Source organism: Pseudoalteromonas sp. MMG013 (assembly GCF_018100885.1).
Classification (GTDB): Bacteria; Pseudomonadota; Gammaproteobacteria; order Enterobacterales; family Alteromonadaceae; genus Pseudoalteromonas; species Pseudoalteromonas aurantia.
Genome location: NZ_JAGJEE010000012.1, coordinates 1 through 24,652, shown reverse-complemented (window position 1 = coordinate 24,652; position 24,652 = coordinate 1). Strand labels below are relative to the sequence as shown.

Here is a 24,652-nt window from a genome sequence, read left to right as displayed (position 1 = left end):
CGTAAAATGATATATTTGAATTGTAGTATTTCATATTATGAAATGCTACCTAGCGTAAGTAATGTGAGGCCGTATGGATCATAAGCAATTAAAGTATTTTTTGGGACTTGCAGAAACACTGCACTTTGGCCGGGCCAGTGAACAGTGCCATATTAGTGCCCCTACATTGAGTAGACAGATTAAGCAGTTAGAGCAAGAGTTGGGCGTCGCTTTATTTATTAGAGATAACCGCAGTGTGAGTTTAACAGCTCAAGGGAAAGCGTTTGTTGAGTATGCACGTACAACCTTGTCGCAGTGGCGGCAGTTTAAGAGCCAATGTCAAGATAGCCGACAGCCACTAAGTGGAGAATTGAGCTTTTATTGTTCTGTTACGGCGACTTATAGCTTTGTTTATGACTTGTTTGCACAGTTTAGACAGCAGTATCCCGCGATAGAGTTGAACTTAAATACTGGAGATCCAGCATTTTCTATTGCCCATGTGCAAAATGATAAAGAAGACCTTGCTGTTGCTGTCAAGCCAACACATTTACCCAATGGTATATCGTATCTGCCACTTGGACGTTCACCCTTGGTGATTATAGCACCGACAATGGCGTGCCCTTTGAGTGACTTATTGGACTCAAACGTCAATGGAGTGATGGAGTGGAGCCAATTACCCTTTATCATGCCGGAACATGGCATATTAAAAGAGAGGCTTGATACCTTTTGTACTGAGTTGCAATTTACACCGAAAGTATACGCCCATGTTTCAGGGCATGAGGCGATGGTCGCCTTAGCAAGCTTAGGGTTTGGTATTGCGTGTATCCCTGAGATTGTGCTGGCTCAATCACCCTTTAAAGAGCAAGTTCGATATTTGACCGTGTCAGAACCAATGGAGCCGATAGAAGTGGGCTTAGTATGTAAAACAAAGCGATTGACTGACCCTGTTGTTGCTGTGTTATGGAAAACGGCAGAGAATTTGTTCACCTTGTAAAGCTGCCATTCAGTTTCAAGCATTAAACTAGCCAAATTAAAATAAAAACTAATCCTTTAGGTGTAGAAATGGCTAAAATTTTGTTCGCTGAACGTGAATCGGAATGTTTTATACAGCGAAAAATAATCTTTGAGCAAGCAGGATATGAAGTTTTTCATTTTTCGAGTGAGGCTGATATGCCTGATTGGGAAGGGGTTCAAGATATTTCGGGTGTTGTTGTCAATGAGCAATTTACCCTTGATAATCCAGCAGACCTAATTGATAAAATGAAGTCACAGTTTGCCGCACCTGTCATGGTTTTTACGGAAAAAACAGACGAAGCTGATCATAGCTTTTTGTTGGAGTCGGGGGCGGATGATGTAATAACGAAAACAGCCACCCCGCGTTTGTGGCAAGCAAGGCTGAATGCGCTGCTACGTCCTGCGGCGTCAAAATCAAGCACTTTATTGACATTTGGACTGCTAGTAATCGATGCTCGAGCACGGCTAGTGACATTGAATGATAAAGAAATTTACCTGACAAGTCATGAATTTGAACTACTATGGTTATTGGCAAGTAATGCAGGGAGAGTAATTAGTCGAGAGCATGTTTATAAAACCATTATTGATAAACCTTATCAAGATGACACTCGAACGGTTGACGTACGCATTTCACGACTACGAAAAAAATTAGAAGATGATTCATCACAACCTGGAAAAATCAAAACGATTTGGAAACAAGGTTATATTTTTGTTAAAGATGCTTGGCGGTAGCTTATAATATTTAATCTTATGCAATTATCTTTATGTTGCAATGAGTTATTAGCATAAATTAGTGCCTTCTTTTTTGAATGAAAAGCGAAATAAATATCAGATAGATTGCTTGTTTTATATGTGTTTGAACAGCCGTTTTTTTGTAAATCTATGATTTCTAGCAGATAGAGGTTTACAAATTGTCATATTTACTTTGTTTCGGCAACGCAAATAATATTGATTGCTATTTATATGCGTGTATACTTTTGTCCCAGATAAGAAAATGTAAATACAAATAATTTTCAGAGGAAATCATAAATGATTTTACGTAAGTCTCTTCTTGCAACATCTATCTTGGCCGCAACTCTTGGTTTAACTGCGTGTGGTGGTTCTAGCTCAAATGATTCATCTCCAACTACGCCAACTACACCAACTAATTCAGTACCAACTGCTATTAGCATCTCTGACGTTAAAACGGTTATGGAAAATTTAGCAGCGGCGCAAGTTGTTGGTACATTAGTGGCGACAGATGCGGATTCAGCAGACACACATACGTTTACAACCGAAGATGAGCGCTTTGTGATTGAAGGGACTACATTATCAGTCAAAGAAGGCGTTGTAATTGACTTTGAAGCTGAGCCAAAAATCATGGTTATGGTAAAAGTAACAGATAGTGCAAGTGGTGAGTTTAGCCAAGAGTTAGAAGTAACTGTAACCGATGAAATGGATTATGACTTCCTAAATAAAGATACTGGCGAGTCAACAGTATCATATTCAGGCCAGACTGCGCGCCATATATTAATCAAAGAAATATACAATTACATTGCAAGCGATGCATTTGCGGAGCATGCAGGTTCAATGACAGCCGTTGAATTAAAAGCAGAACTAAATAAATTTTATAAACTAACCGATGATGAATATTCTGCTATTTGGGAGAATAAAACGTTATCAGTGACAACAACACCAGCGGCGAAGCAGACAACGTTGTTTGCAGTGTCTAGTTCACATAAAGATCTAAGTGGCAAAATCGCGGGTAATGATAGCGAAGGTCAACATAAAGTATGGAATGATGGGACCAGCTTTATTGGGTGGGAGGGATTGGCGACGAATACACCTGAGGGCTTAATTGATGTGCTATTTGACCAACTTGTTACTCGTGCTCAATCTGCGAACGTTGAAACACCTTTAGGTGATGAAATCGATAGTAAGTATGTTACTGCTGATGGCGTTGATTTGAAGCAAATGATTCAAAAATTCTTATATGGTGCGGTTGCATTTTCACAAGGTGCTGACGATTACCTTGATGATAAACTAGAAGGTGACCCTACAAAAGATCGTAAACCAAAAGGCCTATTGTCAGATAACACCAGTTTGGTTGATGGCAAAGCTTATACAAACCTAGAACATCAGTGGGATGAAGGCTTTGGTTACTTTGGTGCAGCACGTAATTATCTAAGTTATAGCGACGATGAAATTGCAGGTAAGGGCGGTCGTGATGCATGGCAAGGGTACCAAGATACAAACGCGGATGGAAATGTTGATCTTAAATCAGAGTACAACTTTGGTAATTCAACTAATGCAGCAAAACGTGACCGTGGTTCAAATGGAACAACCGATTTAACCAAAGAAGCATTTGAAGCATTTTATGCAGGTCGTAAGCTTATTGCTGACAATGCGGGTTCAGCTTTAACTGAAGAACAAGCTAAAGAGCTTAAAGCGACGGCAAAAACAGCCGTGTTGGCTTGGGAAAAATCAATTTCAGCGACTGTTGTTCACTATATAAATGATACGCGTACAGACCTAGAAGAGATGAAAGCAGGCGGTTATGACGTTTCTAAATTTGAAACTTTGGCGAAACATTGGTCTGAAATGAAAGGTTTTGCACTTAACTTACAATTTAACCCTGATACACCATTTAATGATGCAGGTCATGCAGGTAAGTTGGCTAAAGTACTAAACTTAATGGGCAATAAGCCAGTGATTAGTGGTGGTACTGCTGCCATTGAAGCATACAGCGCTGATTTGTTAGAGGCACGCGCTATTTTAACTGAGGTTTATGGTTTCGATGCTGACGTCGCTGCAAACTGGTAGACACAATCAATAGTTAATATGAAAAAGGTTAGCCTGAAAGGGCTAGCCTTTTGTTGTATTAAAAACATATAAAAGAGGCAATTAATGAAGCATGCTTTTAAACCTTTGTTACTCGTAAGTACCTTGGCACTTGTACTAAGTGGATGCGGAGAAAGTACTTCTTATGATGCTGGTACGGGCCATGATGTTAGCAAAAATCAACCAGATACGGGGACTCCGACAACCCCGACGGACCCATCAGCTCCTCAATTCTCAGAAAAACAATTATTAGTTAGCTTAACTGACAATGTATTTACACCTACATTCAATGAATTCGACAGTAAATCAGATGCATTACCCAGTATCTTATCAGCTTATTGTGATCTGGAAGTTAAATATGACCCATCATTGCAGGACGGTGAGGTATTAGCACAATTAACAACAGCCAAATTAAACGCACACAATGCGTGGAAAGAAGCGATGGTTAGTTGGCAACATGCTGAGCTTATGATTGTGGGCCCTTTGTTGGAGAATGATAAATCACTGCGAAATGATATTTACTCTTGGCCAAATGCAAGTACTTGTAGTGTCGATCAAGATGTGGTGTTTTTTGAAAATGGTACCATTAATGGCAACGCATACGACATTAGTAAGCGCAGCGATAAACGTCGTGGTTTAGATGCGCTAGAGTATTTATTGTTTAATGATGACCTAGTCCACAGTTGTTCATCAACGAGTGCAGGTGAAGTATTAGCTGATTGGAACACTCGCCCAGAGCAAATGCGCAAAGCCTCTCGCTGTCGTTATGCTGTTGAGGTGTCTAAAGATCTTTCAGTGTCTTCCGATAAGCTGATTGCGCAATGGTCTGGCACATCAGGATATGCGAGTGTTCTGCAAAATGCGGGTGAAGCAGGTAATAAATTTGCCTCGACGAATAAGGCTATAAATGAAATATCAGATGCCTTATTTTATATGACGGAAGAGCTAAAGGATTATAAATTAGCAACACCACTTGGTCTATTCAATAATGAATGTGGCGGGATAACATGCCCAGAGTCGGTGGAGTCAAAATATGCCAAGCATTCTATAGAAAATATACGTGCTAACCTGAATGCATTTGAATTGTTATTTAACGGCGGCGGAGCGAGTAATTTAGGCTTTGATGACTTTTTAGATAACCAACAAGCATCAGATACAAAAACGGCTATGTTACAGGGAATTCTTAATTCTAAAGCAGCCTCTCAAGCAATAACAACCAGTCTACAAACTGCGCTAGAAAGTAACACTGCGACCGTCACAGATACACACGCTAAAGTAAAAGATGTGACCGACCAACTAAAAAATGACTTTATAACAAAACTTGCGTTAGAACTACCTGCAACGTCGGCTGGTGACAATGACTAAGGGCCCTTTTATGCAAAAATCATTACTCGCATTAGCGGTTGTATTTGCGATACCGCAAGCAATTGCTGCAGACAAGCCCGCCGATGACGGCGAGCTTGAACATATTCAAATATTGAGTCACTACGATAAACTCCGTACTGAAGCAGGGTCTGCTACGTTGTTAACAGAAGCAGATTTAGAAAAATTTGAATATGATGATATTCACCGTATTCTTACGTCAGTACCTGGTGTGAATATTCGAGAAGAAGACGGTTATGGTCTACGGCCGAATATCGGTTTTCGAGGTGTAACACCAGAGCGCAGTAAGAAGATAACAATTATGGAAGATGGTATATTAATTGGGCCATCTCCTTATTCAGCGCCAGCCGCTTATTATTTCCCAGTGACTACACGTATGACTGCGGTTGAGGTGTTCAAAGGCCCAGCAGCAATAAAGCATGGGCCACAAACGGTTGCTGGCGCTATTAACTTAGTGACACGGCAAATACCCGAATTCTCAGAAGGAGCCATAGATATATCGGCTGGCTCTGATGGTTATCAAAAAGCTCACGCGCATTTTGGTTCTGTGGTTAATAATGTTGGCTTTTTATTAGAAGGTGTTTCTTTAAAAGCTGATGGCTTTAAAGACCTTGATGGTGGCGGTGATACCGGCTTTGTTAAAAACGATATTTTAGCCAAGTTTAATTATAAACTGCAACAAGGTGAATTTGATCACACATTTGGATTGAAATTATCTTATTCTGATGAGGAGTCTGACGAAACTTATTTAGGTTTAACAGACACGGACTTTGCCGCAACCCCTTATCGTCGATATGCGGCATCACAACCTGCTTTGATGGAAACAGAACATCAACAGGTTATGTTTTCTCATTACTTAGAAAGTGATGATTTTACACTGACGTCACGAGTGTACCGAAATGACTATGAACGAGCTTGGAAAAAACTAAACGGTCTTATTAACCGTCAATTCGCATCAACTGGAGCCAGTTTATCTAAGACTTTAGCAGATCCGGATAAGTATGATCTGGAATATAGAGTGATTTCAGGTCAGCAAGACTCCGTTTCCGATGGACAGCCAGTGTTATATTTGAACATGGGCACTAACGACCGTGAATATTACTCTCAGGGTATTCAAATAGATGGTGGTTTTGATTTCGAGCTTTATGATTTAAAGCACAAAATTTCTGCTGGATTACGGTATCATGAAGATGAAATTGAGCGAAAGCACTTTGAAGAAACGTATAGCATGGTTTCTGGAGTTGCGATTGATACTGAATTGGGTATACGGCCTCAAACACAAAACTTAGAGTCGACCAAAGCTTGGTCAGTGTATATAGAAGATCAAATCACTATTGATGCCTTGACGCTTGGAGTAGGCGTTCGTGGTGAGTTGATGGATATGCACCACGAGGACAAGAAAGACTTAACTAAATGGCAAGATAAAACAACGCGTATCTGGTTACCAGGCGTGAGTGGGTTTTATCAATTATCGGAAGAATCAGGGCTATTATTTGGTGCACATAAAGGGTTTGTTCCTTCATCTCCGTCGCGATCTGCCTCAGAGGAATTAGAGACAAGCGTAAATTATGAGTTTGGTGGTCGATTTAATGATGGTGTTACGCAGCTAGAGTTGGTTACATTCTTTAATGACTATAAGAACTTGACTGAAACATGCGCCTCATCAAATTGTGGTGAAAACCAGCAATTAGACGAAGAGTTTAGCGGTGGCGAAGTGGATGTTTATGGGCTTGAAGCACAGTTTTCACAAAGCTATCCGTTAAACTTGCAGATTGAAATCCCATATAGTTTTGTCTACACGTATACTCAGAGCGAGTTTAAGTCTAGTTTTCAATCTGATTTCGCTCAGTGGGGTGATGTGACTAAGGGGGACTCATTACCTTATTTACCCGAACACCAAGCTTCATTTAATATTGGTTTAGCGACGAGCAATTGGCGTGTGACTGCTGCTGTAAAATATGTAGGCAGCATGCCGGAGGTTGCAGGTAATGGGCAAGTACTTTCAGGTGTTGAAGTTCCATCAAGTGTCATTGTGGATTTGTCGGCTAGTTATGAGTTTGACCAGTATGGACGTCTTTATGCCAAAATTGATAATGTCTTTGATGAAGTCGATATTGTCAGCCGTAGGCCCTACGGGGCGCGTCCAACGAAATCTAGGCAGGTTTCGGTAGGGTATAAATATCAATTTTAGCGGTTGATTACAATAATATTTTATGATTGTTACAATAGGGCCACTTAGTTGGCCCTTTTTTGAAGGTATGTTAGGGGAGTATAATGCTAGAGCAGTTGTGGCAAGCCATTGCAGGATTACCGCACTATTTAATTGATGCGAATAAGCGAATCTACATACCTTATTTGCTCAGTGCAATTGTGATGGCAATACCGGTGTACCTAGCGAGCGAACAGGTGCGATCCGGTCGCGGTTTTGCGAAGTTTTTATTTCCTAAAAAAGTGTGGCTGTGTCAAAGTGCACGGTTAGATTATGTGCTTCTTGTCACGAATACCTTAATTAAAGCTGCGACATTTGCGCCAATCGTATTGACGATGGTACCGGTTGCTATTTTTATTACTGACACGTTGGAGGCATTATTTGGTGCGCCATTACATTTAGCATGGCCAAGTGGCGTGATTATAGCTGTTTTTACCTTGATGTTATTTATCGTCGATGATTTGACTCGGTTTTTATTACACTTAGCACTCCATAAAGTACCATTTTTATGGGAAATACATAAGGTACATCATTCAGCTAAAGTCCTGACACCATTTACAATTTATCGTTCTCATCCGGTTGAAAGTTATTTTTATGCATGTCGAATGGCGTTAACTCAAGGTATCGTGGTGGGTTTAGGTTACCATTTTTTTGGGACCGGACTCAGTATGTATGACATACTTGGAGCAAATGCATTTGTATTTATATTTAATATTTTTGGTGCCAACCTTAGGCATTCGCACATTCGCTTTACTTGGGGTGATAGACTAGAGAATTGGTTTATCAGTCCTGCCCAGCATCAAATTCATCACAGTGATAACCCCCAGCACTTTGATACGAATTTAGGCTCAGCACTGGCTATTTGGGACCGGATGTTTGGATCTTTAATTCGCGCATCACAGGCACCGCATATGTCGATAGGGGTTGGTAAATATGACGCGGGGCACGACTCACTCATCGCTATTTACTGTAAACCAATGCTCTTGGCTGTTGGAGCGTTGTTACCGCACAAATTGGGTAAACGGCTGGTGCAAAAGCAATCAGTAAAAAAGGCCGTAAATAAACTGGATCAATAAATAGAGTTATTTAGACGAAAGTAATGGCATGAGTACCTGCTCAAGTCCATTCAACTTTACTTCGTAAATCATTGCGAGTTGTTCACCTAATATTCCTTGAGGAAAGCCTTTGCTCTTAAACCAAACAACATAGGGTTCAGGTAAAAGGAGTAAAGGAGTACCTGCATACTTGCCAAATGGCATTTTAGTATTAATGGCTTTTAGCAGAGCCTGTTGATCGTGCATATGTTGTGTTCAACCCAAGCGTAAGTATGCCTTTATTGTATCAAGGCACACCATTAGGTAAAGGCAAAGAACACCGTCAATACAAAGCGTATCAGAAACGCCAGTTAACATTGGCCCACAGTGTTATGCCTGCTTCATTTATTTTATCAATTTGTGGGTAGCCACTGACGGCAGTGCCTGATTTGCTTAAATGTTCACTGTAAGTTTTATCAAGTACGTTATCGACACCTAATGTCCAATCAAGGCTGTCGGACTGACTATAGCTCGCGTTCAATGCTAGAGTGCCAAAACCAGCAGATTCTCCGAAGTCTTGCCCCGCAATATTACCTTGTCCAACAGCGACTCTATGTTGGGCAGCAACAATGCGCCAAAGTACACCGATATGCCAATTTTGGCGCTGATAATCTAAGGTAAATCGAGCTTGCAATGGGGGCTGTTGTGCCAAAGGCAGGTGATCAGATAAGTTACTAGCACGCACGTAGTTGATGCTGGCTCCGGATATCCAATTTTTAGTGAGGTCATAGCTCACGTCAGCTTCAAAACCGTAAGTTTGAGCATCGACATTGCGGGTCACTTTTTTATTCATAGAGCCCTGATTGAACAGATTGTCTGTTAAAATATAATCGTCAATTTGACTATAGAAAACAGAGATGGAACCTTGCCATTGTGTACGTTGGTGAACTAGACCGATATCAAATTGATTGGTTTTTTCTATGTTTGTATGAAATGCACTTAGACTGTCAGGACTTTGACGACTACCGCCTAATAATTCCCAATAATCAGGAAATCGTTCTGTGTGGCCGAAGCCAATAAAGTAGCTACTATCATCACTTTGCTGTTGGAACCGTGCAAAGCCACTCCAAAGGTTATCTCTACGGGTTAATGAGGCGCTCGGGTTTGGCATTGTTTTCATCATAGATGAAATACTTTGTCGTTCATCTGTTGCTTGCCAATGATCTAAACGTAAACCAGTTACCACTTGTTGGTTTTTATCTACACTATATTCATATTCAGCAAATACACCGGTCTTTTCAAATTCTCCATCAGTTGAGCGCGGCAGAGTGTCGTATGATATCTCAAACTGGTTACGAATAACTCGATTACGGTGACGATCTTGCTGGTGATCGACCCCGAATTTGACGGTATGGCCCTCATTTAAATTGGCATCAAATAGAAGTTTGCCCCCTTGTGTTCGGCGGTCAGGGTTCGAAGCTGTAGGCGTTTTCATCATCATGTTAGGCACGAAGGGTCTTAAGCTATAGTTGTCCATAACGTGGTCTATATTATTGTAATACCACTGTGCTCCAACATTGGTGATTATATTGTGGTTAATCGCCCAATCGGTGCGTATTGTGGTGTGAGTCCTATCGAATAAACTGCCATCCATCATACGGTCAGCGTAAGCCGCTTCGCCATCACTGCGACCATAAGTAATGCTGATTATTTTGTCATCGGCAGGTGTGTAAGCAAACTCGGAGTCAGCATTCCAACGTTTATATTGTGAATGAATCACATTATTGTCACCGTCTGAAAAATCATCTGCGCGATTATAGCTGCCAGAAAATCGGACATAATACTCAGAGGAACCCGCTTTAATATCCGTGTTTAGGCCGCTTCGATTTGCACTAGCGAATACAATATTGGCAAACCCATCTACCCGTGGCTTGTCTAAGCGCTCTAAAGTACGTTCAAATACCACGGTTGCAGCACTATTGCCTGAACCATATAAAACAGTTTGCGGTCCCTTTATCACTGTCAATGTATCGTAAGACTGTGGGGTAATGTAAGCGGTTGGCGGGTCCATTCTATTACCACACCCTCCAAGCGCAAGGCCACCGTTGCTGACGATATTCAACCGAGATCCTGCCATGCCCCTAAATACTGGATCGCTACTAGCCGATCCTTTTTTTATTAATGAAAATCCAGCGATGCTGGTGAGTAAATCAGCCCCATCTTGCGCTGGAAGAGGTTGACGAGGCAGTTTTGGATCAGTTTTAATATCTAATGGTGAATGCATAGGAGCAACAACCACAATACGCTCTATATCGTCGTAGTTAGCAGCTGCATTGAGAGAGGTTAATAGTGCAAGGCTAATTAGAGTTTTTTCCATCATTGAGTCTCAGTCATTAAATTGTGATGGATTTTATATGTTTAGCGTCAGTTTGGAGTGTGACAGATTGTCGCATCAAGACTGGTTTTGCAGTAATTTTGATGTAGGTCAATATAGGGTATTGTTACGCTAAAGAATATAACTGGTTGGTCTGCTTGGTTACAGTTAAGAGGGGGCAATGGCCATAAAAAAGTGTCTATACGAGGAGGGTTAAGTATGAGCGCGTTAGCGCTCGATGACTTGCATTTGTTCGTTACTCCAATTGACTGCATCACTATAAATTTCAGGTAAGCAGGTCGAGTCTAACTTTAGGTCTGCACAGGTTTGTTGTGCTTTTCCCCATTGGGCTTGTTCATAATCCATCGCAATTGATAAGTATGTGGCGAGCACTCCATCGCCATTGAGTAACGCATCTTTTATTTCGATAACCAGAGGTAGTTTACTCATCACACTGTCCATGGTCTCGTCAAGTATGGCGTCCATCAGCGACATCATACCCGATAGAAATGCGGTGCCTATATTGTGCTTATCATTTCTTTTGGTTGCTAACAGTTCACAAAAACGAGCTCGGGTTAGTGATAGCTTAATAAGCTCCATTGGCTTTTCAGCAGAGACCTGTGCAGCGAACAATAGTGACAGAAACTTTTTTAACTCTGCGTTACCAAGTACTACAAGCGCTTGCTTAATCGTACTTATTTCTGCTCTACGCTTAAATGCAGCAGAGTTAGAATATCTTAAAAGTTTATAAGATAAGTTAACATCACGTTCAAAAACAGCGGTTATTCTTTGTAAATCGACATCGACACTGGACGTTTCATACAGTAGCTCCGCGAGGGCCATTTCTGAAGGTGGGAGGGCTTTACTTTGTACCATTTCAGGTTTAGCAAAAAAGAAACCTTGAAATAAGCTAAACCCCCAATCAATGGCTTGCTGGTACTGCTCATATGTTTCGACTTTTTCAGCAACTAGTTTTATGTTGTTGAAGCCTTTAGTCGCATCGATAATTTCTAGTATTTCTGCGTGTGATGTGGCAAGGAAGTCAACTTTAATTTGATCAATAAATGGATAGAAGTGTCGCCATACTTTTTGATGTTGATAGTCATCTAGAGCGATTGTATAGCCTTTATCTTTGAGATCCTGTACGGCAGCCAGCAGCCGCTTTCCTGGCTGCACGGTTTCTAGGATTTCAACCACAACCTGCTCTCGGCTGAGCATGGTTGGGTAGCCTTTTAATAGCGTTTCAAGGGTAAAGTTGATATAGGCGGGCTTATTGTCTGTTAAATCATCCAATCCAAAATTGAATTGGCTTCCTTCAATTAAGCGAGATGTTGCTTCGTCCCCGTCAATATTTGGAAAAACATTGTCAACTCCGTCACGAAAAAGCAGTTCATAGCCTACTAATTCTTTATTGATGTCTAAAATAGGTTGGCGGGCAGCATAAAAATACATCTACAACAGGTCTCTTTTAATACAACTATAATTTCAATATAAGTGATGTTGCGTAGTAATTCATTATTTTTTTATGATTGTTTCGTCTTTTGGTATTAATTTAGTGGCTCATTTAGGTTTTTCAACTGGATATTTGTAGGGTAACCATGCTGTACTGGGGTAGAGGAAGTAGACGTGTTATAGTCACGCAAAACTAATAAAGTGCTCTATTTAATGACAATCAGAAAGACGGTTGTTGGATAATTATCATTGACAAGAGTGCTCTCATTGAAGGAGATAGCTTTGGAATTAGGTACGATTATTTCATTAGTACTGTATTTTGCAGTTATGTTGGGCATAGGTTTATATGCTTACCGTAAATCGACAAGTGATGTATCAGGTTATATGTTAGGTGGCCGTAGTCTATCACCAAGTGTTGCCGCTTTATCTGCAGGCGCATCTGATATGAGTGGCTGGATATTAATGGGCTTGCCTGGGGCAATGTTCGTGACAGGGTTTAGTAGTACGTGGATTGCGATTGGTTTGGTTATCGGTGCTTGGTTAAATTATTTACTGGTTGCACCTAGATTGCGGGTTTATACCGAGCTTGCCAATGATGCTATTACGATCCCTGATTATTTTGCTAATCGATTTGAAGATAAAGGTAATGCGTTACGTATTGTATCTGCGCTGGTGATTATCGTGTTTTTTACGCTTTATACATCATCAGGTGTGGTGGCTGGCGGTAAGTTGTTCGAAAACTCGTTTGGAATGAGTTATGAATCTGGGCTGTATATCACTACAGGCGTTGTGGTTTTATATACATTATTTGGAGGCTTCTTAGCTGTTAGCTTAACCGACTTCGTACAAGGCTGTATTATGTTTATCGCGTTAATATTGGTCCCTGCCGTGACATATTCATTATTAGATAATCCGCTATCATCTACGCTTGAGGCGGTTAATCCACAAATGCTTACGTGGATAGGCGCTGGTGGCGCAATTGGGATTATTTCTGCGATGTCTTGGGGGTTGGGTTATTTTGGTCAACCCCATATTATAGTGCGCTTTATGTCAGTAAAAAGTGTGAAAGATATGCCAACTGCACGTCGTATAGGAATGAGTTGGATGATCATTGCTGCACTGGGTGCGGTTGCGACAGGTGTGTTTGGTGCAGCTTACACACATGAGAATGGTATTGTTGTGAATGACCCAGAGACCATTTTTTTAGTGTTGTCTGAACTCCTATTTCACCCGCTCATAGCAGGGTTTTTATTGGCTGCAATATTAGCGGCAATTATGAGCACAATCTCGTCACAACTTTTAGTTAGTTCGAGCTCATTAACTGAAGACTTTTATAAAATATTCATAAATCGAAATGCAACGGACAAAGAGCTTGTCTTGGTTGGGCGTATTAGTGTTGCTGCAGTTGCGATACTCGCGATTTATTTAGCCTATGATAGAAACAGTTCAATACTCGATTTGGTCAGTAATGCGTGGGCAGGTTTTGGCGCAGCATTTGGACCTCTTGTGTTATTAAGCTTGTTCTGGCAAAGAATGAATTTTGCTGGGGCACTTGCAGGTATGATATCTGGTGCTGTAACAGTATTAATTTGGATTTATGCGCCAATTGAAATTGCAGGGCAAAGCTTAAGTAGTCATATTTATGAAATTGTTCCAGGCTTTATTGTTTCTGCATTGACGATAATCCTGGTGAGTTCCATGACGAGAGAACCTCATGAGCGGGTTCAAGATTTGTTTAAAAAAGTACAAAGTAATTTATAACAATGAAAAGAGTGCATGAAAGGGCCTAATATGGCCCTTTTTACATTGCCTCTAAAATAGATCGCTAGCTGTGTTGGTTTTGAAACTATAAAGAGATTGTTTGTTACCAAAAATCGCACTTATTTTTAGAATTAGAGACGATGTCTACCCTTTAGCAACAAAGTAATGATACGATGAGTATTGCACTAGGAGTCATAGTTACTTTTTAGTCTATTTGTTAATTTCGGTAAGTATCGCCTTGCGACAAAACCACTAACTAAGTTTATTAATCAAACTAAACAGGGACCCCGTGAAAATACCTAAACGCCTACAACCACTTGTTGATGATGGTTTAATTGATGCGGTCATAAGCCGGCTAATGAGCGGCAAAGAGGCTGATGTTTTTGTTGTGCGCTGCGGTGAGCATATTCGTTGTGCCAAAGTGTATAAAGATGCAATGAAACGTAGTTTTAAAAAGGCGGCACAATATCAAGAAGGTCGAAAAGTAAGGGGAGGACGCCAAGCTAGGGCAATGGGTAAACGCTCAAACTATGGTCGTCAGCTCGAAGAAGAAATATGGCAAAATGCAGAAGTTGATGCTTTGTCACGCTTGGCGGCAGCCAATGTACGTGTGCCTGCAACCTATTGTTGTGTCGATGGTGTGCTACTTATGGAGTTAGTTTCTGATGCAGAAGGTAACGTAGCACCACAACTTGGTGCGATAAGTTTGTCAGAAGAAGAAGCCATTAGACAGTACACTCTGATGATCCATTATATTCGACTGATGCTTTGCACAGGCCTGATACATGGAGACCTTTCTGAATTTAATGTGTTAGTGGATGATTCAGGTCCTGTAATTATTGATTTACCACAAGCGGTGAATGCTGCGGCCAACAATAGTGCCCAAGCTATGTTCGAACGTGATGTAAATAATATGCGTCGCTACTACGGTGAATATGCGCCAGCTTTACTGCAAACTAATTATGCAAAAGAAATATGGGCATTGTTTGAAGAGGGGAGTCTGACTGAAAACTCAGCTTTGACTGGTTTATATGAAGATGATTTCCAAGCTGCCGATGTCGGTTCTGTATTAGAGGAAATCAATGCAGCTATGTTAGAAGAGCAAGAGCGGCAAGCACGGATAAGCGGCCAAGACGATATTGGGTAATATGTACTATCTTTGTGATAAAAAGGGGAGTGATACTGCTCCCTTTATGTTTTTTATCTCAGATATTTTTTCCTAGAAACACTCAGAGCTACCCATTTCTATTATACGGTTTGTTTCTTCACTATTTTCAAACATATATAAAGCGCGATTGATATCGGAAAGGACAGTGCGCCACTTAGGTTTATTTTTACTGAGTGCAAAATAAAGATGGTTGTATTTAATTGGTTTTGTCTCATCATCAATATTTCTCAATAAAGTGACCTTTTCTGGTTTTGATAAGTCAGAATAATTTACGGTAAATCGCAATACCGTTGGATCTCCTATAATGAGGTTTACTCTACCGCCCACGAGTAGCTTGACTAACTGTAAATCATCAACAGCTTCTACGATTGCAAACTCGTTGTTGTCCATCATGGCATCGAACTCAGGGGTATTTTGGTACCCGCGTACGACGCCTATTTTCTCACCTTTAAGAGAGCTTAAATTACCACTAAACCGGTCTGGATCGCCTTTACGCTTGAGAAAACCAATCTCACCACCTGAAAATGAGTTGGACAGTGCTAATACTTCTCGGCGCGTTTTGTCTTTGACGTAATCAGAGGGGGCCGAATCTTCAATATAATACTCAGGCATTAAGATATCGGCTTTACCAAGCTCTACAGCTCTGACGGCACGTGCCCATGGCAAAAATTCAATGAAAATACTATAGCCTTGCTCGGCGAGCAGCGATACTGCAAATTGAAACACCCACCCTTTGTTGCATAATGCGTTACCTATGTAGGGGGGCCAGTCTAATGTGACAATATGTAGTTGCCCTTTCGTTGCTTCGGCATTGTATAGATAGCCGGTCTTATGCTTAGACCCCTGCACTAGGTGGTATTTGGCGTTTTTAAAGTAACCAACGTTAATTGCTGCATGGGCATAAAGATGAAAAAAGCAAAAACTAAGAATAAGAATCCAACGCATAGTGGAATGCCGTGATCATTAATTATATAAACAAGTGTAGGTAAATTTTCCTTATTATTCATTGAATGAAGTGTGTAAATGTAGGGAGAATAAAAAAACCGGCTTTAAGCCGGTTTTTTTATTGTGAATTTGTAATTATTGTACAAGTTCTTGATCAGAGAACTCATCAGCAAACATAGGGCTAGATAAGTAACGCTCTGTTGCGCTAGGTAAAATAACGACAATATTTTTGTCTGCATTTTCTGGCTTTTCAGCAATGCGTTTAGCTGCGACAACAGCTGCACCAGATGAAATTCCGACCAAAATACCTTCGTCTTTCATAAGTTGATGTGCCATAGCAATCGCATCTTCGTTTGAAACAAGTTCAGTGCCATCGATAAGTTCTAAGTCTAAGTTACCAGGAATGAACCCAGCTCCAATACCTTGAATTTTGTGTGGGCCCGGTTTAACTTCGTCACCTGCAAGTGTTTGTGTAATGACTGGCGAGTCTGTTGGTTCAACAGCAATCGCTTTTACATCAAGGCCTTTTTCTTGCTTTAAATAACGAGAAGTACCAGATATAGTGCCGCCAGTGCCTACTCCAGCAACAAAGTAGTCAACTTTACCTTCCATCGTTTCAAAGATTTCTGGGCCGGTAGTTTCAAAGTGAATTTTGGGGTTAGCTGGATTTTCAAATTGTTGTAATAAAACATATTTACTAGGGTCACTAGCCTGAATTTCATTGGCTTTATCGATAGCCCCCTTCATGCCTTTAGCGCCTTCAGTTAATACTAAATTAGCACCTAATGCTTTAAGCAATTTACGGCGTTCTAAGCTCATGGTATTTGGCATTGTTAGAGTGAGTTTGTAGCCACGTGCTGCAGCCACAAAAGCAAGTGCAATACCTGTATTGCCAGAGGTAGGCTCAATTAGCTCTTTGCCTTCGGTTAACAAACCTGATTTTTCAGCTTCCCAAATCATTGATGAACCGATACGACACTTAACACTAAAGCTTGGGTTACGTGCTTCTATTTTGGCGTATACATTACCACCTGTCACTCGGTTAAGTTTCACGATTGGAGTTTGACCTATCGTGTGTGTGTTATCAGCGAAAATTTTAGACATTGTGTTCCCTTAGGTACTTTAGGTTTACTTATTGCCACACTTTACTTGGCTTAAATGAAAAAAGAAGTAAAGAATGGCTATAAGATATATTAAAATTGCTTATAGCTAAACGAAATAAAAAAACTGTTTATTATTCCTACATTAACCATGCGTAACTAAATTTAGCGAAAAAGGTTTTATTGTCTTTGGTTAGGGTTTCAAGGTCGTCGTCTTGATAGCCATTATCTGAATAACCAGCAAAAAACACCGTTTGAGGATTAATTTTGTATGAGTATAGTAGCTGTGAACTTAGCCCTTTATACGTTGCATCGATATCATTATCTATGTAGTTGTGTGTATTTCGGTCAATGTCGGTGCGAATGATGGCAAACCGAAGATAACTGTTAATATTAAATTGATAAGTGAACCGAACATCCGTTAGGTTGGCCGTATATACATCATCACCTTCGGCCTTTAAATTTTCATAAGTATGTCTAAAGCGGACCTCAAAGTGTTTCCCTAAATTAACATGGATGGTTGGGCGAGCAAAATACTCCTGACCGATACGATTATTGGCCAAATCAACTTTATTTCCTGTTCGTAGGTTTAAGCCAGCAAATACTCCTGAGATGGGTTTAAACTCCATATAGGTCCAAACCCGATTCTCGGTGAAAAGATCCGTATTTCCATCAATACGAAGTTGTGTTTTGTCGTGTCTAAGTCCAGTGCGTTTCCGGTGGTCAACACCAAAATCGATGACACTTTGAAGCGGCCCATCAATGACGAAGTTACTTTGGATTTCTTTTTCTAGTAACTCTCCATCATCATTATGTGTGATATCCCAATCTGAATACCATCGAGCGCGATTCCACCAACTCTGCTCAGCGCCGTACCAACGGTACTCAAGTCCTGCAACGAACTTGTTAAAATCAACCTGTGACATAAACCCTAAGTCAGAACGTAGCCCAGCACCATGACTGCGGTAGCTAGAAAATACACGCCAGTGTTTTTGGTTATGCTCATAATTAACAAGGTAACCTGTGCCATAGGTACTTTGTTTGTTTAATGTTCTCAGAACACTTTCGTTATAATCACAGTCTTTAAATTGCTGGCAGGGGGGGGCGGTTATTGTGTCACAGTCACCGTCTTCACCATCACATAGTTCATCGATAAAAGCTTGAGAATACTCGGTATCAGATGAAAATAATTGCACCTTTAGTGTATCACTTGAGGTTGGTTGGTACTTACTATCAATGCTAATTAGCTTATTCTCATAGTCACCGCTTTGCCTTAGTGTCGCGGTCGTACCAATCGAGAGGGTATTATCTAGATCATACCGGTAACGAAAAGCAGCATTGTCACTTTCTTGTTCTAATGTGACGACGTTAGAGCCAAGGTTGCCTGGGACCATAACATTTAAATGTTCATCATTCGCTATAAACCCAGCGAAAGTATGACCTTGCTTGTTACTCGTAAATTTCACACCGTAATCTGGTGCTGCAATGTTACGGGTGTGGATCAGGTTAGAATATGATGAGAAATAGTCACTATTGTCTAAGAAAAAAGCGCGTTTCTCAGGAAAGAATAGGCTAAAACTATTATTAACACTTAATTGCCCAGTATCAGTTTCAACTTGAGAAAAATCAGGGTTGAGTGTTGCGTTTAATGTCATATCAGGTGTTATTGCCCATTTTAGGTCTAAACCTGGTTCGGTATTATTGTCGTTCTGCCAATCTTCTATATCGGCACCATCAATCTCTCGTGTTTCAGATTTACTTAAAACAAGAGAGGGAATAATGGCGAGATTATTCCCTTGCTTAGCCTGCTCAAACCCCGCGTATTTTGGCATTTGGCATATCCAGCAACTATTTGCATGAGTGATTTGCATATTGGATAGACGAAGGCGCTCGTTTCTAGGATAAAATCGCACAAACTCCATGGCCATTGTTTTGATGGTTTGACTATCATCAAAATTAAGTACTCGCAGCGGAATTTCTACTTCAACAATGTAGCCTGTATCATGGATTTGTCCTGCACTATCCCAAATGCCATCCCAAGACGCACTTTCACTATTGGTGAGTTCATTTTCAATTGAGTCCTGTTGAACTCCAAGAGGGTTGATGAAAAATTGATATGCGCTTCGACTGTTGTTAAATGAATCGATTTTTATGCCAACCAGATCATCGCTCCATGCGCGGTCCCTATCTCGATAGAATGCTCGTATCATCGAAGGGTCTGGGTCTGAGGCTTCAAAGCCGAGAAATAATGATGTGCCGTTTTCGTATACTAATACTGATGTTTCAACTGGGCTAGCCTCATTTTCGTATGGCCAAGTGACATTATTAATGGTAATTTTTTTAGCGTGTTTCCAAGCTGGATCGTTTAGATTTCCGTCAATTTTTGCTGATTGATTAATATAAGGAAGTTGATCAGGAGATGTTTGAGCTAAACAGCTCGCCGACAATAAGATAGGCATTGCTATAAGCGTTTTTTTTATCATTTTAAACATAGAAATTGCACATAAGTATATCTCTATTAAATATTATACGACTCTAATTAACAATCGACACGCGGCAGGGTGCATTTTTATGAGATTAGAGTGGGGCACTGACTGGTAATCACAATTTACTTTCGTAGAACACCGAATTTATAACATTTTCATGTGAAAACATGGTAAAAAACGTCATCGTTCTAGTTTGAGAAATTTTATGTCGTTAATCTTAAAGCTTATCGTCGGTATTTTAGGCGGAATTGCAGCGGGTTTTTATCTCCCAATTATATTAATTGAGTTGCTTTACACTGCAAAAGTCATTATTGGTCAGCTTATTAGCTTCACCATTCCCTTGATCATTTTATTTTTTATCGCCTCAGGTATTGCAGGACTGCCTAAGGGCTCCGGTCATTTACTTGGTAAAACGGTGGGGTTTGCATATGGTTCAACAGTGATTGCAGGTACATTGGCTGTGCTGGTAGTTAACGCATTTATTCCATTCTTTGATGGTGCGATTACATACGAAGCTGCGACTTCGACAGAAATAAAAAGCCTAATTGCGTTGGAAGTTCCACCTTTAATGGGCGTGATGACTGCGTTAGCGACAGCGTTTATCTTTGGAATAGGTATAAGTCAACTTAACTTACAGACCTTGAAAGATGTTACGGACCAAGGGCGGGATATAATTGATGCTCTCTTGGCGAAGGTGATTATTCCAGCCTTACCATTTTATATTGCAGGGGTATTTGCTGAAATGGCGGTGGCTGGAACGGTTGCTGATACATTAAGTACATTCGGTATAGTATTAGTTGCAGCTATTGTTATGCATTGGTTATGGTTGAGTGTGTTGTATATTGTCAGTGGTATTGTATTAAAGCGCAGCCCGTTAGAGTTAATACGTAATATGCTACCTGCGTATTTTACAGCAATCGGTACAATGTCGAGCGCCGCCACTATTCCCGTATCATTAAAGGCCAGTAAAGCGAATGGTGTAAAAGAAGAAGTTGCGAACTTCTCAGTCCCCCTGTGTGCCACTATTCATTTATCAGGCTCAACGATTACGATAGTGACCTGTGCAATGGCTGTTATGTTATTGTCTCCTGATATGACCGTACCTCCTTTGTTATCTATGCTGCCATTTATTTTTATGTTGGGCATTGTTATGATTGCAGCACCAGGAGCGCCTGGTGGGGCCGTGATGTCGGCATTAGGGCTTTTAACTTCGATGCTTGGCTTTAATGAAGCGGCTGTGGCTTTAATGATAGCACTGTACCTTGCGCAAGATAGTTTTGGTACTGCGTGTAATGTAACGGGTGATGGTGTCATTGCGCTTTGGGTTAATCGGTTTTCAGATAAATCGTAAGATCTAATTACCAAATATTAAGACTGGGAGTATGAAGCCTAGTCTTTTTCATTTCTTTTTAGTATTTTTATCTCTAGATGTAACTTTGTTTAGTATGCTTTGTAAATTTATGTGGTACTCTCAACAAGTTGCATTGAAAATGTGTAAATATCAAAGAATTAATTAAGAGGGTCAGCCATTGATTAACGTACTTTTAGTTGATGATCATGAACTTGTGAGAACAGGTATTAAGCGTATATTAGATGATGTGCGCGGTTTTAAAGTGGTCGCAGAGGCTAAAACTGGCGAGGAAGCTGTGGCGTATTGTCGCCAAAGTGAGCCAGATATCGTATTAATGGATATGAATATGCCTGGTATTGGCGGGCTAGAAGCGACTAAAAAGATTTGTCGATATTGTCCAGATGTGAAGGTTATTGTGTTAACGGTGCATTGTGAAGACCCATTCCCAAGTAAAGTAATGCAAATTGGTGCTCATGGTTACTTGACCAAAGGTGCTGGACCTGACGAGATGATCAATGCGATACGTGCAGTCAATGCAGGACAAAGGTATATAGCACCAGAAATTGCACAGCAAATTGCATTGGCGCAATTTAGTGGCCGAAATGATGAAAACCCTTTTCAGTCGCTGTCTGAGCGTGAGCTACAGATCATGCTTATGATAACCAAAGGTGATAAAGCACAGGATATCGCGGAGCGTTTGAATTTGAGCTCTAAAACGGTGAATAGTTATCGCTATCGTATGTTTGAAAAGCTAAATGTAGGGGGGGATGTTGAATTGACCCACTTAGCAATTCGCCATAAAATGATTGACATAGATACGACGCACTGATCGCTTGCTTAAATGGCTGTTTTTGATCACAAAGCATTTCTAAAAACATTATCAACGGAACCTGGTGTTTATCGTATGTACGATAATGAGCATCAGGTTATCTATGTTGGTAAGGCTAAAAATCTAAAGAAGCGCGTATCGAGCTATTTCCGCGCAAATATTCCTGATACTAAAACACGTGTGTTAGTAGGTAATATTTGCAACATTGAAATTACCTTAACTAATACTGAAACAGAAGCATTACTGCTAGAAAATAATCTAATAAAGAAATACCAACCTCGTTATAATATTTTGCTGCGAGACGATAAGTCATACCCTTACATATTCTTAAGTGGCCATGTACATCCACGGTTAGCATTTCATCGTGGAAGTAGAAAGTATAAAGGAGAATATTTTGGCCCATTTCCCAGTAGTGCAGCGGTATCTGAAAGCTTAAGATTAATGCAAAAGATCTTCCCCGTTCGTCAATGTGAAGATGCATATTATAGGGCACGCAGCCGGCCTTGTTTACAGCACCAGCTAAAACGATGTTCCGCACCATGTGTGGGAAAAGTAAGTGATGATGAGTATCGTGATCAAGTCGATATGGCACGCCAATTTTTAAACGGCAAATCTCAGCAAATTATTGCAAAGTTAGTGCTGAGAATGGAAAAGGCGAGTATGGCCTTGGACTTTGAGCTTGCAGCGAAAGTACGTGACCAAATCGCGTTGCTGAGACAGATGCAAGAACAGCAGTCGGTAGCCGGTAATTTTGCTGAAATGGATGTTGTTGGCTTTGTACAGCAAAATGGTTTGAACGCTGTTCATATGTTGATGATCCGTGATCATAAAATACTGGGTACAAAAACGTACTTTCCCAAAGTACCAAAAGACTCCCAAACAGATGAGATCTTGACTGCTTTTATTGGGCAGTATTATCTGGGCAGTGGTGCCACTAGTCGCATTGCAAAAGAAATTATTTTGCCTTTCGAGCTTCAAGAGCAGAGCGAATTAGCATCCGCTTTGAGCGAGGTTTCACAGCGAAAGGTACAATTAAAAGCACTAATTCGAGGGGAACGAGCACAGTACTTAGCGTTAGCAAATAAAAATGCAGCAAATAGCATTGCGGTTAAACAAAGTGCGCAAGATTCTATTAATAAGCGATACGCGTTGCTTAAAGATGCATTGCAGCTAAGTGATATTAAAAGAATGGAGTGCTTTGATATAAGCCATACCATGGGAGAAAACACGGTCGCATCTTGTGTGGTATTTGATGGACAAGGCCCCAATAATAAGGAGTATCGGCGTTTTAATGTTGAAGGGATTACGCCTGGTGATGATTATGCAGCTATGAGTTTTGCATTAACTAAGCGTTATGGAAAATTAAAAGATGAAGAGAAAGTACCAGATGTGATTTTTATCGATGGTGGTAAAGGTCAACTTGGTAGGGCTGAAGCCTTTTTTGAAAACTGGACATTAGAAAAAATACCGTTACTGATTGGTGTTGCTAAAGGAGAAGGCCGTAAACCGGGTCTGGAAACATTGCTAATTGATGGCGGTAGACGAACGGTTAATATTGCTTCGGACTCACCCGCATTACACCTTATTCAACATATTCGTGATGAGTCCCACCGTTTTGCGATAGCTGGACATAGAAATAAGCGTCAAAAACAACGGACTCAATCGTTATTAGAAGAAATAGAAGGAGTAGGTCAAAAACGCAGACAAGCTTTGCTCAAATACCTAGGTGGTATGCAAGGGGTTAAAGCTGCTAATATCCATCAATTAAAGCAAGTTCCTGGGATCAGCCCGCAAACGGCTGAAAAGATATTTAACCATTTGCATGACAAAGCTTAATCATTCATGCGAACATACAAAAAAGATCTCACTAAGTAGTTATGTGGAATATTCCAAACACACTGACAACGTTTAGGTTGTTACTCATCCCTGTATTTGCAGTTTTGTTTTACTTACCTTATTCATGGGCATTTTTTGCCGCCGCTTTTATATTTTGGTTAGCGGCAGTAACGGATATCCTCGATGGCTATTTAGCACGTAAACTTCAGCAGTCGACGCCGTTTGGTGCGTTCTTAGATCCCGTAGCGGATAAAGTTATGGTAAGTGTTGCACTCGTAATGCTGGCGACTTATTACCAAAACATATTTGTAACCTGTGCAACGGTGATCATTATTAGTAGGGAGATTGTCATATCCGCATTAAGAGAGTGGATGGCTGAACAAGGAAAAAGAAGTAGTGTGGCTGTGTCAAGTATGGGGAAAATCAAGACTGCAGCTCAAATGTTAGCCATAATAGGTTTGATTTGGCAATATGCACCATGGATGATCATGTTGAGTTATGGTCTTCTGGCTATTGCAACGTTATTAACGGTGACATCAATGCTGTCATACCTTTATGCAGCCAGATCAGAATTGATTAAATCTTAAGTAAAATGTTTATAAATAGAGCGCTTTAGATAAAAAATAAGCAAACGATTAAAAACATTCATTTTTTTTATTGACGCATATCATAACTTCTGTAGAATGCGTCCGTGTTGAGAGGGCAGTATGCCCTTTAAATCAAAAAGCGAGTATAGCTCAGTTGGTAGAGCGCGACCTTGCCAAGGTCGAGGTCACGAGTTCGAGCCTCGTTACTCGCTCCAGTTTTGATTATGTTTGGCGGAATGGCAGAGTGGCTATGCAGCGGATTGCAAATCCGTCTACCTCGGTTCAACTCCGGGTTCCGCCTCCACATCTCAACACTCCACATGC

At 40.6% G+C, this 24,652-nt stretch carries 18 protein-coding genes and 2 tRNA genes; 14 read left to right on the top strand and 6 right to left on the bottom strand.

What is annotated here, in order from left to right; genetic code table 11:
• The first annotated feature begins 73 nt into the window (after positions 1–73).
• The 6 genes from ilvY to J8L98_RS12435 all read left to right on the top strand — a co-directional run bounded on the left by ilvY (position 74) and on the right by J8L98_RS12435 (position 8,481).
• Positions 74–973: an HTH-type transcriptional activator IlvY gene (gene ilvY / locus J8L98_RS12460; RefSeq protein WP_192507997.1), complete on the top strand. Its 900-nt coding sequence runs from the start codon at positions 74–76 to the stop codon at positions 971–973.
• Positions 974–1,041: 68 nt separating this feature from the next.
• Entirely contained in the window at positions 1,042–1,725 is a 684-nt protein-coding gene (locus J8L98_RS12455; protein WP_210996687.1) for a response regulator transcription factor, read from the top strand.
• Between the two features lie 297 nt (positions 1,726–2,022).
• A complete protein-coding gene (locus J8L98_RS12450) occupies positions 2,023–3,795 on the top strand; it encodes a DUF4856 domain-containing protein (RefSeq protein WP_210996686.1) in 1,773 nt (590 codons plus the stop codon).
• 84 nt (positions 3,796–3,879) lie between these two features.
• Positions 3,880–5,178 carry an imelysin family protein gene (locus J8L98_RS12445; RefSeq protein WP_210996685.1) on the top strand — a complete coding sequence of 433 codons (1,299 nt, stop codon included), beginning with the start codon at positions 3,880–3,882 and terminating at the stop codon, positions 5,176–5,178.
• 10 nt (positions 5,179–5,188) lie between these two features.
• Positions 5,189–7,387, top strand: a complete 2,199-nt coding sequence (locus tag J8L98_RS12440) for a TonB-dependent receptor (RefSeq protein WP_247682544.1) — start codon at positions 5,189–5,191, stop codon at positions 7,385–7,387.
• 83 nt (positions 7,388–7,470) lie between these two features.
• The gene (locus J8L98_RS12435) at positions 7,471–8,481 is read left to right on the top strand and encodes a sterol desaturase family protein (protein WP_210996683.1); all 1,011 of its coding nucleotides are present in this window, start codon (positions 7,471–7,473) and stop codon (positions 8,479–8,481) included.
• A 6-nt stretch (positions 8,482–8,487) separates the two neighbouring features.
• On the opposite strand, the gene J8L98_RS12430 is transcribed toward J8L98_RS12435, so the two are convergent.
• The 3 genes from J8L98_RS12430 to J8L98_RS12420 all read right to left on the bottom strand — a co-directional run bounded on the left by J8L98_RS12430 (position 8,488) and on the right by J8L98_RS12420 (position 12,265).
• Entirely contained in the window at positions 8,488–8,706 is a 219-nt protein-coding gene (locus tag J8L98_RS12430; RefSeq protein WP_192507991.1) for a DUF3820 family protein, read from the bottom strand.
• 91 nt (positions 8,707–8,797) lie between these two features.
• On the bottom strand, positions 8,798–10,819 hold the full coding sequence (locus J8L98_RS12425; protein WP_247682543.1) for a TonB-dependent copper receptor: 2,022 nt from the start codon (positions 10,817–10,819) through the stop codon (positions 8,798–8,800).
• A 222-nt stretch (positions 10,820–11,041) separates the two neighbouring features.
• On the bottom strand, positions 11,042–12,265 hold the full coding sequence (locus J8L98_RS12420; protein WP_210996682.1) for an HDOD domain-containing protein: 1,224 nt from the start codon (positions 12,263–12,265) through the stop codon (positions 11,042–11,044).
• Between the two features lie 282 nt (positions 12,266–12,547).
• On the opposite strand from J8L98_RS12420, the gene putP reads away from it, so the two are divergent.
• Both putP and J8L98_RS12410 read left to right on the top strand, forming a co-directional pair.
• Positions 12,548–14,026, top strand: coding sequence for a sodium/proline symporter PutP (gene putP, locus J8L98_RS12415; RefSeq protein WP_210996681.1), 1,479 nt, complete (start codon positions 12,548–12,550; stop codon positions 14,024–14,026).
• A 289-nt stretch (positions 14,027–14,315) separates the two neighbouring features.
• The gene (locus tag J8L98_RS12410) at positions 14,316–15,173 is read left to right on the top strand and encodes a PA4780 family RIO1-like protein kinase (RefSeq protein ID WP_210996680.1); all 858 of its coding nucleotides are present in this window, start codon (positions 14,316–14,318) and stop codon (positions 15,171–15,173) included.
• A 72-nt stretch (positions 15,174–15,245) separates the two neighbouring features.
• Here J8L98_RS12410 and J8L98_RS12405 read toward each other — a convergent pair whose 3' ends face one another.
• The 3 genes from J8L98_RS12405 to J8L98_RS12395 all read right to left on the bottom strand — a co-directional run bounded on the left by J8L98_RS12405 (position 15,246) and on the right by J8L98_RS12395 (position 19,731).
• Positions 15,246–16,139, bottom strand: coding sequence for a transporter substrate-binding domain-containing protein (locus tag J8L98_RS12405; RefSeq protein WP_210996679.1), 894 nt, complete (start codon positions 16,137–16,139; stop codon positions 15,246–15,248).
• A gap of 135 nt (positions 16,140–16,274) precedes the next feature.
• Positions 16,275–17,243 carry a cysteine synthase A gene (cysK, locus tag J8L98_RS12400; protein WP_192507986.1) on the bottom strand — a complete coding sequence of 323 codons (969 nt, stop codon included), beginning with the start codon at positions 17,241–17,243 and terminating at the stop codon, positions 16,275–16,277.
• Positions 17,244–17,379: 136 nt separating this feature from the next.
• On the bottom strand, positions 17,380–19,731 hold the full coding sequence (locus J8L98_RS12395; RefSeq protein WP_210996678.1) for a carbohydrate binding family 9 domain-containing protein: 2,352 nt from the start codon (positions 19,729–19,731) through the stop codon (positions 17,380–17,382).
• Positions 19,732–19,930: 199 nt separating this feature from the next.
• Here J8L98_RS12395 and J8L98_RS12390 point away from each other — a divergent pair, with 199 nt between their 5' ends.
• The 6 genes from J8L98_RS12390 (at position 19,931) to J8L98_RS12365 (ending at position 24,632) form a co-directional block, all read left to right on the top strand.
• Entirely contained in the window at positions 19,931–21,076 is a 1,146-nt protein-coding gene (locus J8L98_RS12390) for a dicarboxylate/amino acid:cation symporter (RefSeq protein WP_210996677.1), read from the top strand.
• A 178-nt stretch (positions 21,077–21,254) separates the two neighbouring features.
• Complete coding sequence (gene uvrY / locus J8L98_RS12385; RefSeq protein WP_192507983.1) at positions 21,255–21,905, top strand: UvrY/SirA/GacA family response regulator transcription factor; 651 nt, start codon at positions 21,255–21,257, stop codon at positions 21,903–21,905.
• A gap of 12 nt (positions 21,906–21,917) precedes the next feature.
• Entirely contained in the window at positions 21,918–23,741 is a 1,824-nt protein-coding gene (gene uvrC, locus J8L98_RS12380) for an excinuclease ABC subunit UvrC (RefSeq protein ID WP_210996676.1), read from the top strand.
• 41 nt (positions 23,742–23,782) lie between these two features.
• On the top strand, positions 23,783–24,328 hold the full coding sequence (gene pgsA / locus J8L98_RS12375) for a CDP-diacylglycerol--glycerol-3-phosphate 3-phosphatidyltransferase (RefSeq protein WP_192507981.1): 546 nt from the start codon (positions 23,783–23,785) through the stop codon (positions 24,326–24,328).
• Positions 24,329–24,467: 139 nt separating this feature from the next.
• Positions 24,468–24,543: transfer RNA gene (locus J8L98_RS12370), tRNA-Gly, on the top strand.
• 15 nt (positions 24,544–24,558) lie between these two features.
• A tRNA-Cys gene (locus J8L98_RS12365) sits at positions 24,559–24,632 on the top strand.
• Positions 24,633–24,652: the final 20 nt, after the last annotated feature.

What these genes read in the sequence shown, in the direction of transcription:
- cysK (WP_192507986.1), bottom strand. Translation starts at nt 17,243, where the DNA reads ATGTCTAAAATTTTCGCTGATAACACACACACGATAGGTCAAACTCCA.
- J8L98_RS12425 (WP_247682543.1), bottom strand. Translation starts at nt 10,819, where the DNA reads ATGATGGAAAAAACTCTAATTAGCCTTGCACTATTAACCTCTCTCAAT.
- J8L98_RS12440 (WP_247682544.1), top strand. Translation starts at nt 5,189, where the DNA reads ATGCAAAAATCATTACTCGCATTAGCGGTTGTATTTGCGATACCGCAA.
- J8L98_RS12390 (WP_210996677.1), top strand. Translation starts at nt 19,931, where the DNA reads ATGTCGTTAATCTTAAAGCTTATCGTCGGTATTTTAGGCGGAATTGCA.
- J8L98_RS12430 (WP_192507991.1), bottom strand. Translation starts at nt 8,706, where the DNA reads ATGCACGATCAACAGGCTCTGCTAAAAGCCATTAATACTAAAATGCCA.
- ilvY (WP_192507997.1), top strand. Translation starts at nt 74, where the DNA reads ATGGATCATAAGCAATTAAAGTATTTTTTGGGACTTGCAGAAACACTG.
- J8L98_RS12445 (WP_210996685.1), top strand. Translation starts at nt 3,880, where the DNA reads ATGAAGCATGCTTTTAAACCTTTGTTACTCGTAAGTACCTTGGCACTT.
- J8L98_RS12405 (WP_210996679.1), bottom strand. Translation starts at nt 16,139, where the DNA reads ATGCGTTGGATTCTTATTCTTAGTTTTTGCTTTTTTCATCTTTATGCC.
- J8L98_RS12455 (WP_210996687.1), top strand. Translation starts at nt 1,042, where the DNA reads ATGGCTAAAATTTTGTTCGCTGAACGTGAATCGGAATGTTTTATACAG.
- uvrC (WP_210996676.1), top strand. Translation starts at nt 21,918, where the DNA reads ATGGCTGTTTTTGATCACAAAGCATTTCTAAAAACATTATCAACGGAA.
- J8L98_RS12450 (WP_210996686.1), top strand. Translation starts at nt 2,023, where the DNA reads ATGATTTTACGTAAGTCTCTTCTTGCAACATCTATCTTGGCCGCAACT.
- pgsA (WP_192507981.1), top strand. Translation starts at nt 23,783, where the DNA reads ATGTGGAATATTCCAAACACACTGACAACGTTTAGGTTGTTACTCATC.
- J8L98_RS12420 (WP_210996682.1), bottom strand. Translation starts at nt 12,265, where the DNA reads ATGTATTTTTATGCTGCCCGCCAACCTATTTTAGACATCAATAAAGAA.
- J8L98_RS12435 (WP_210996683.1), top strand. Translation starts at nt 7,471, where the DNA reads ATGCTAGAGCAGTTGTGGCAAGCCATTGCAGGATTACCGCACTATTTA.
- J8L98_RS12395 (WP_210996678.1), bottom strand. Translation starts at nt 19,731, where the DNA reads ATGTTTAAAATGATAAAAAAAACGCTTATAGCAATGCCTATCTTATTG.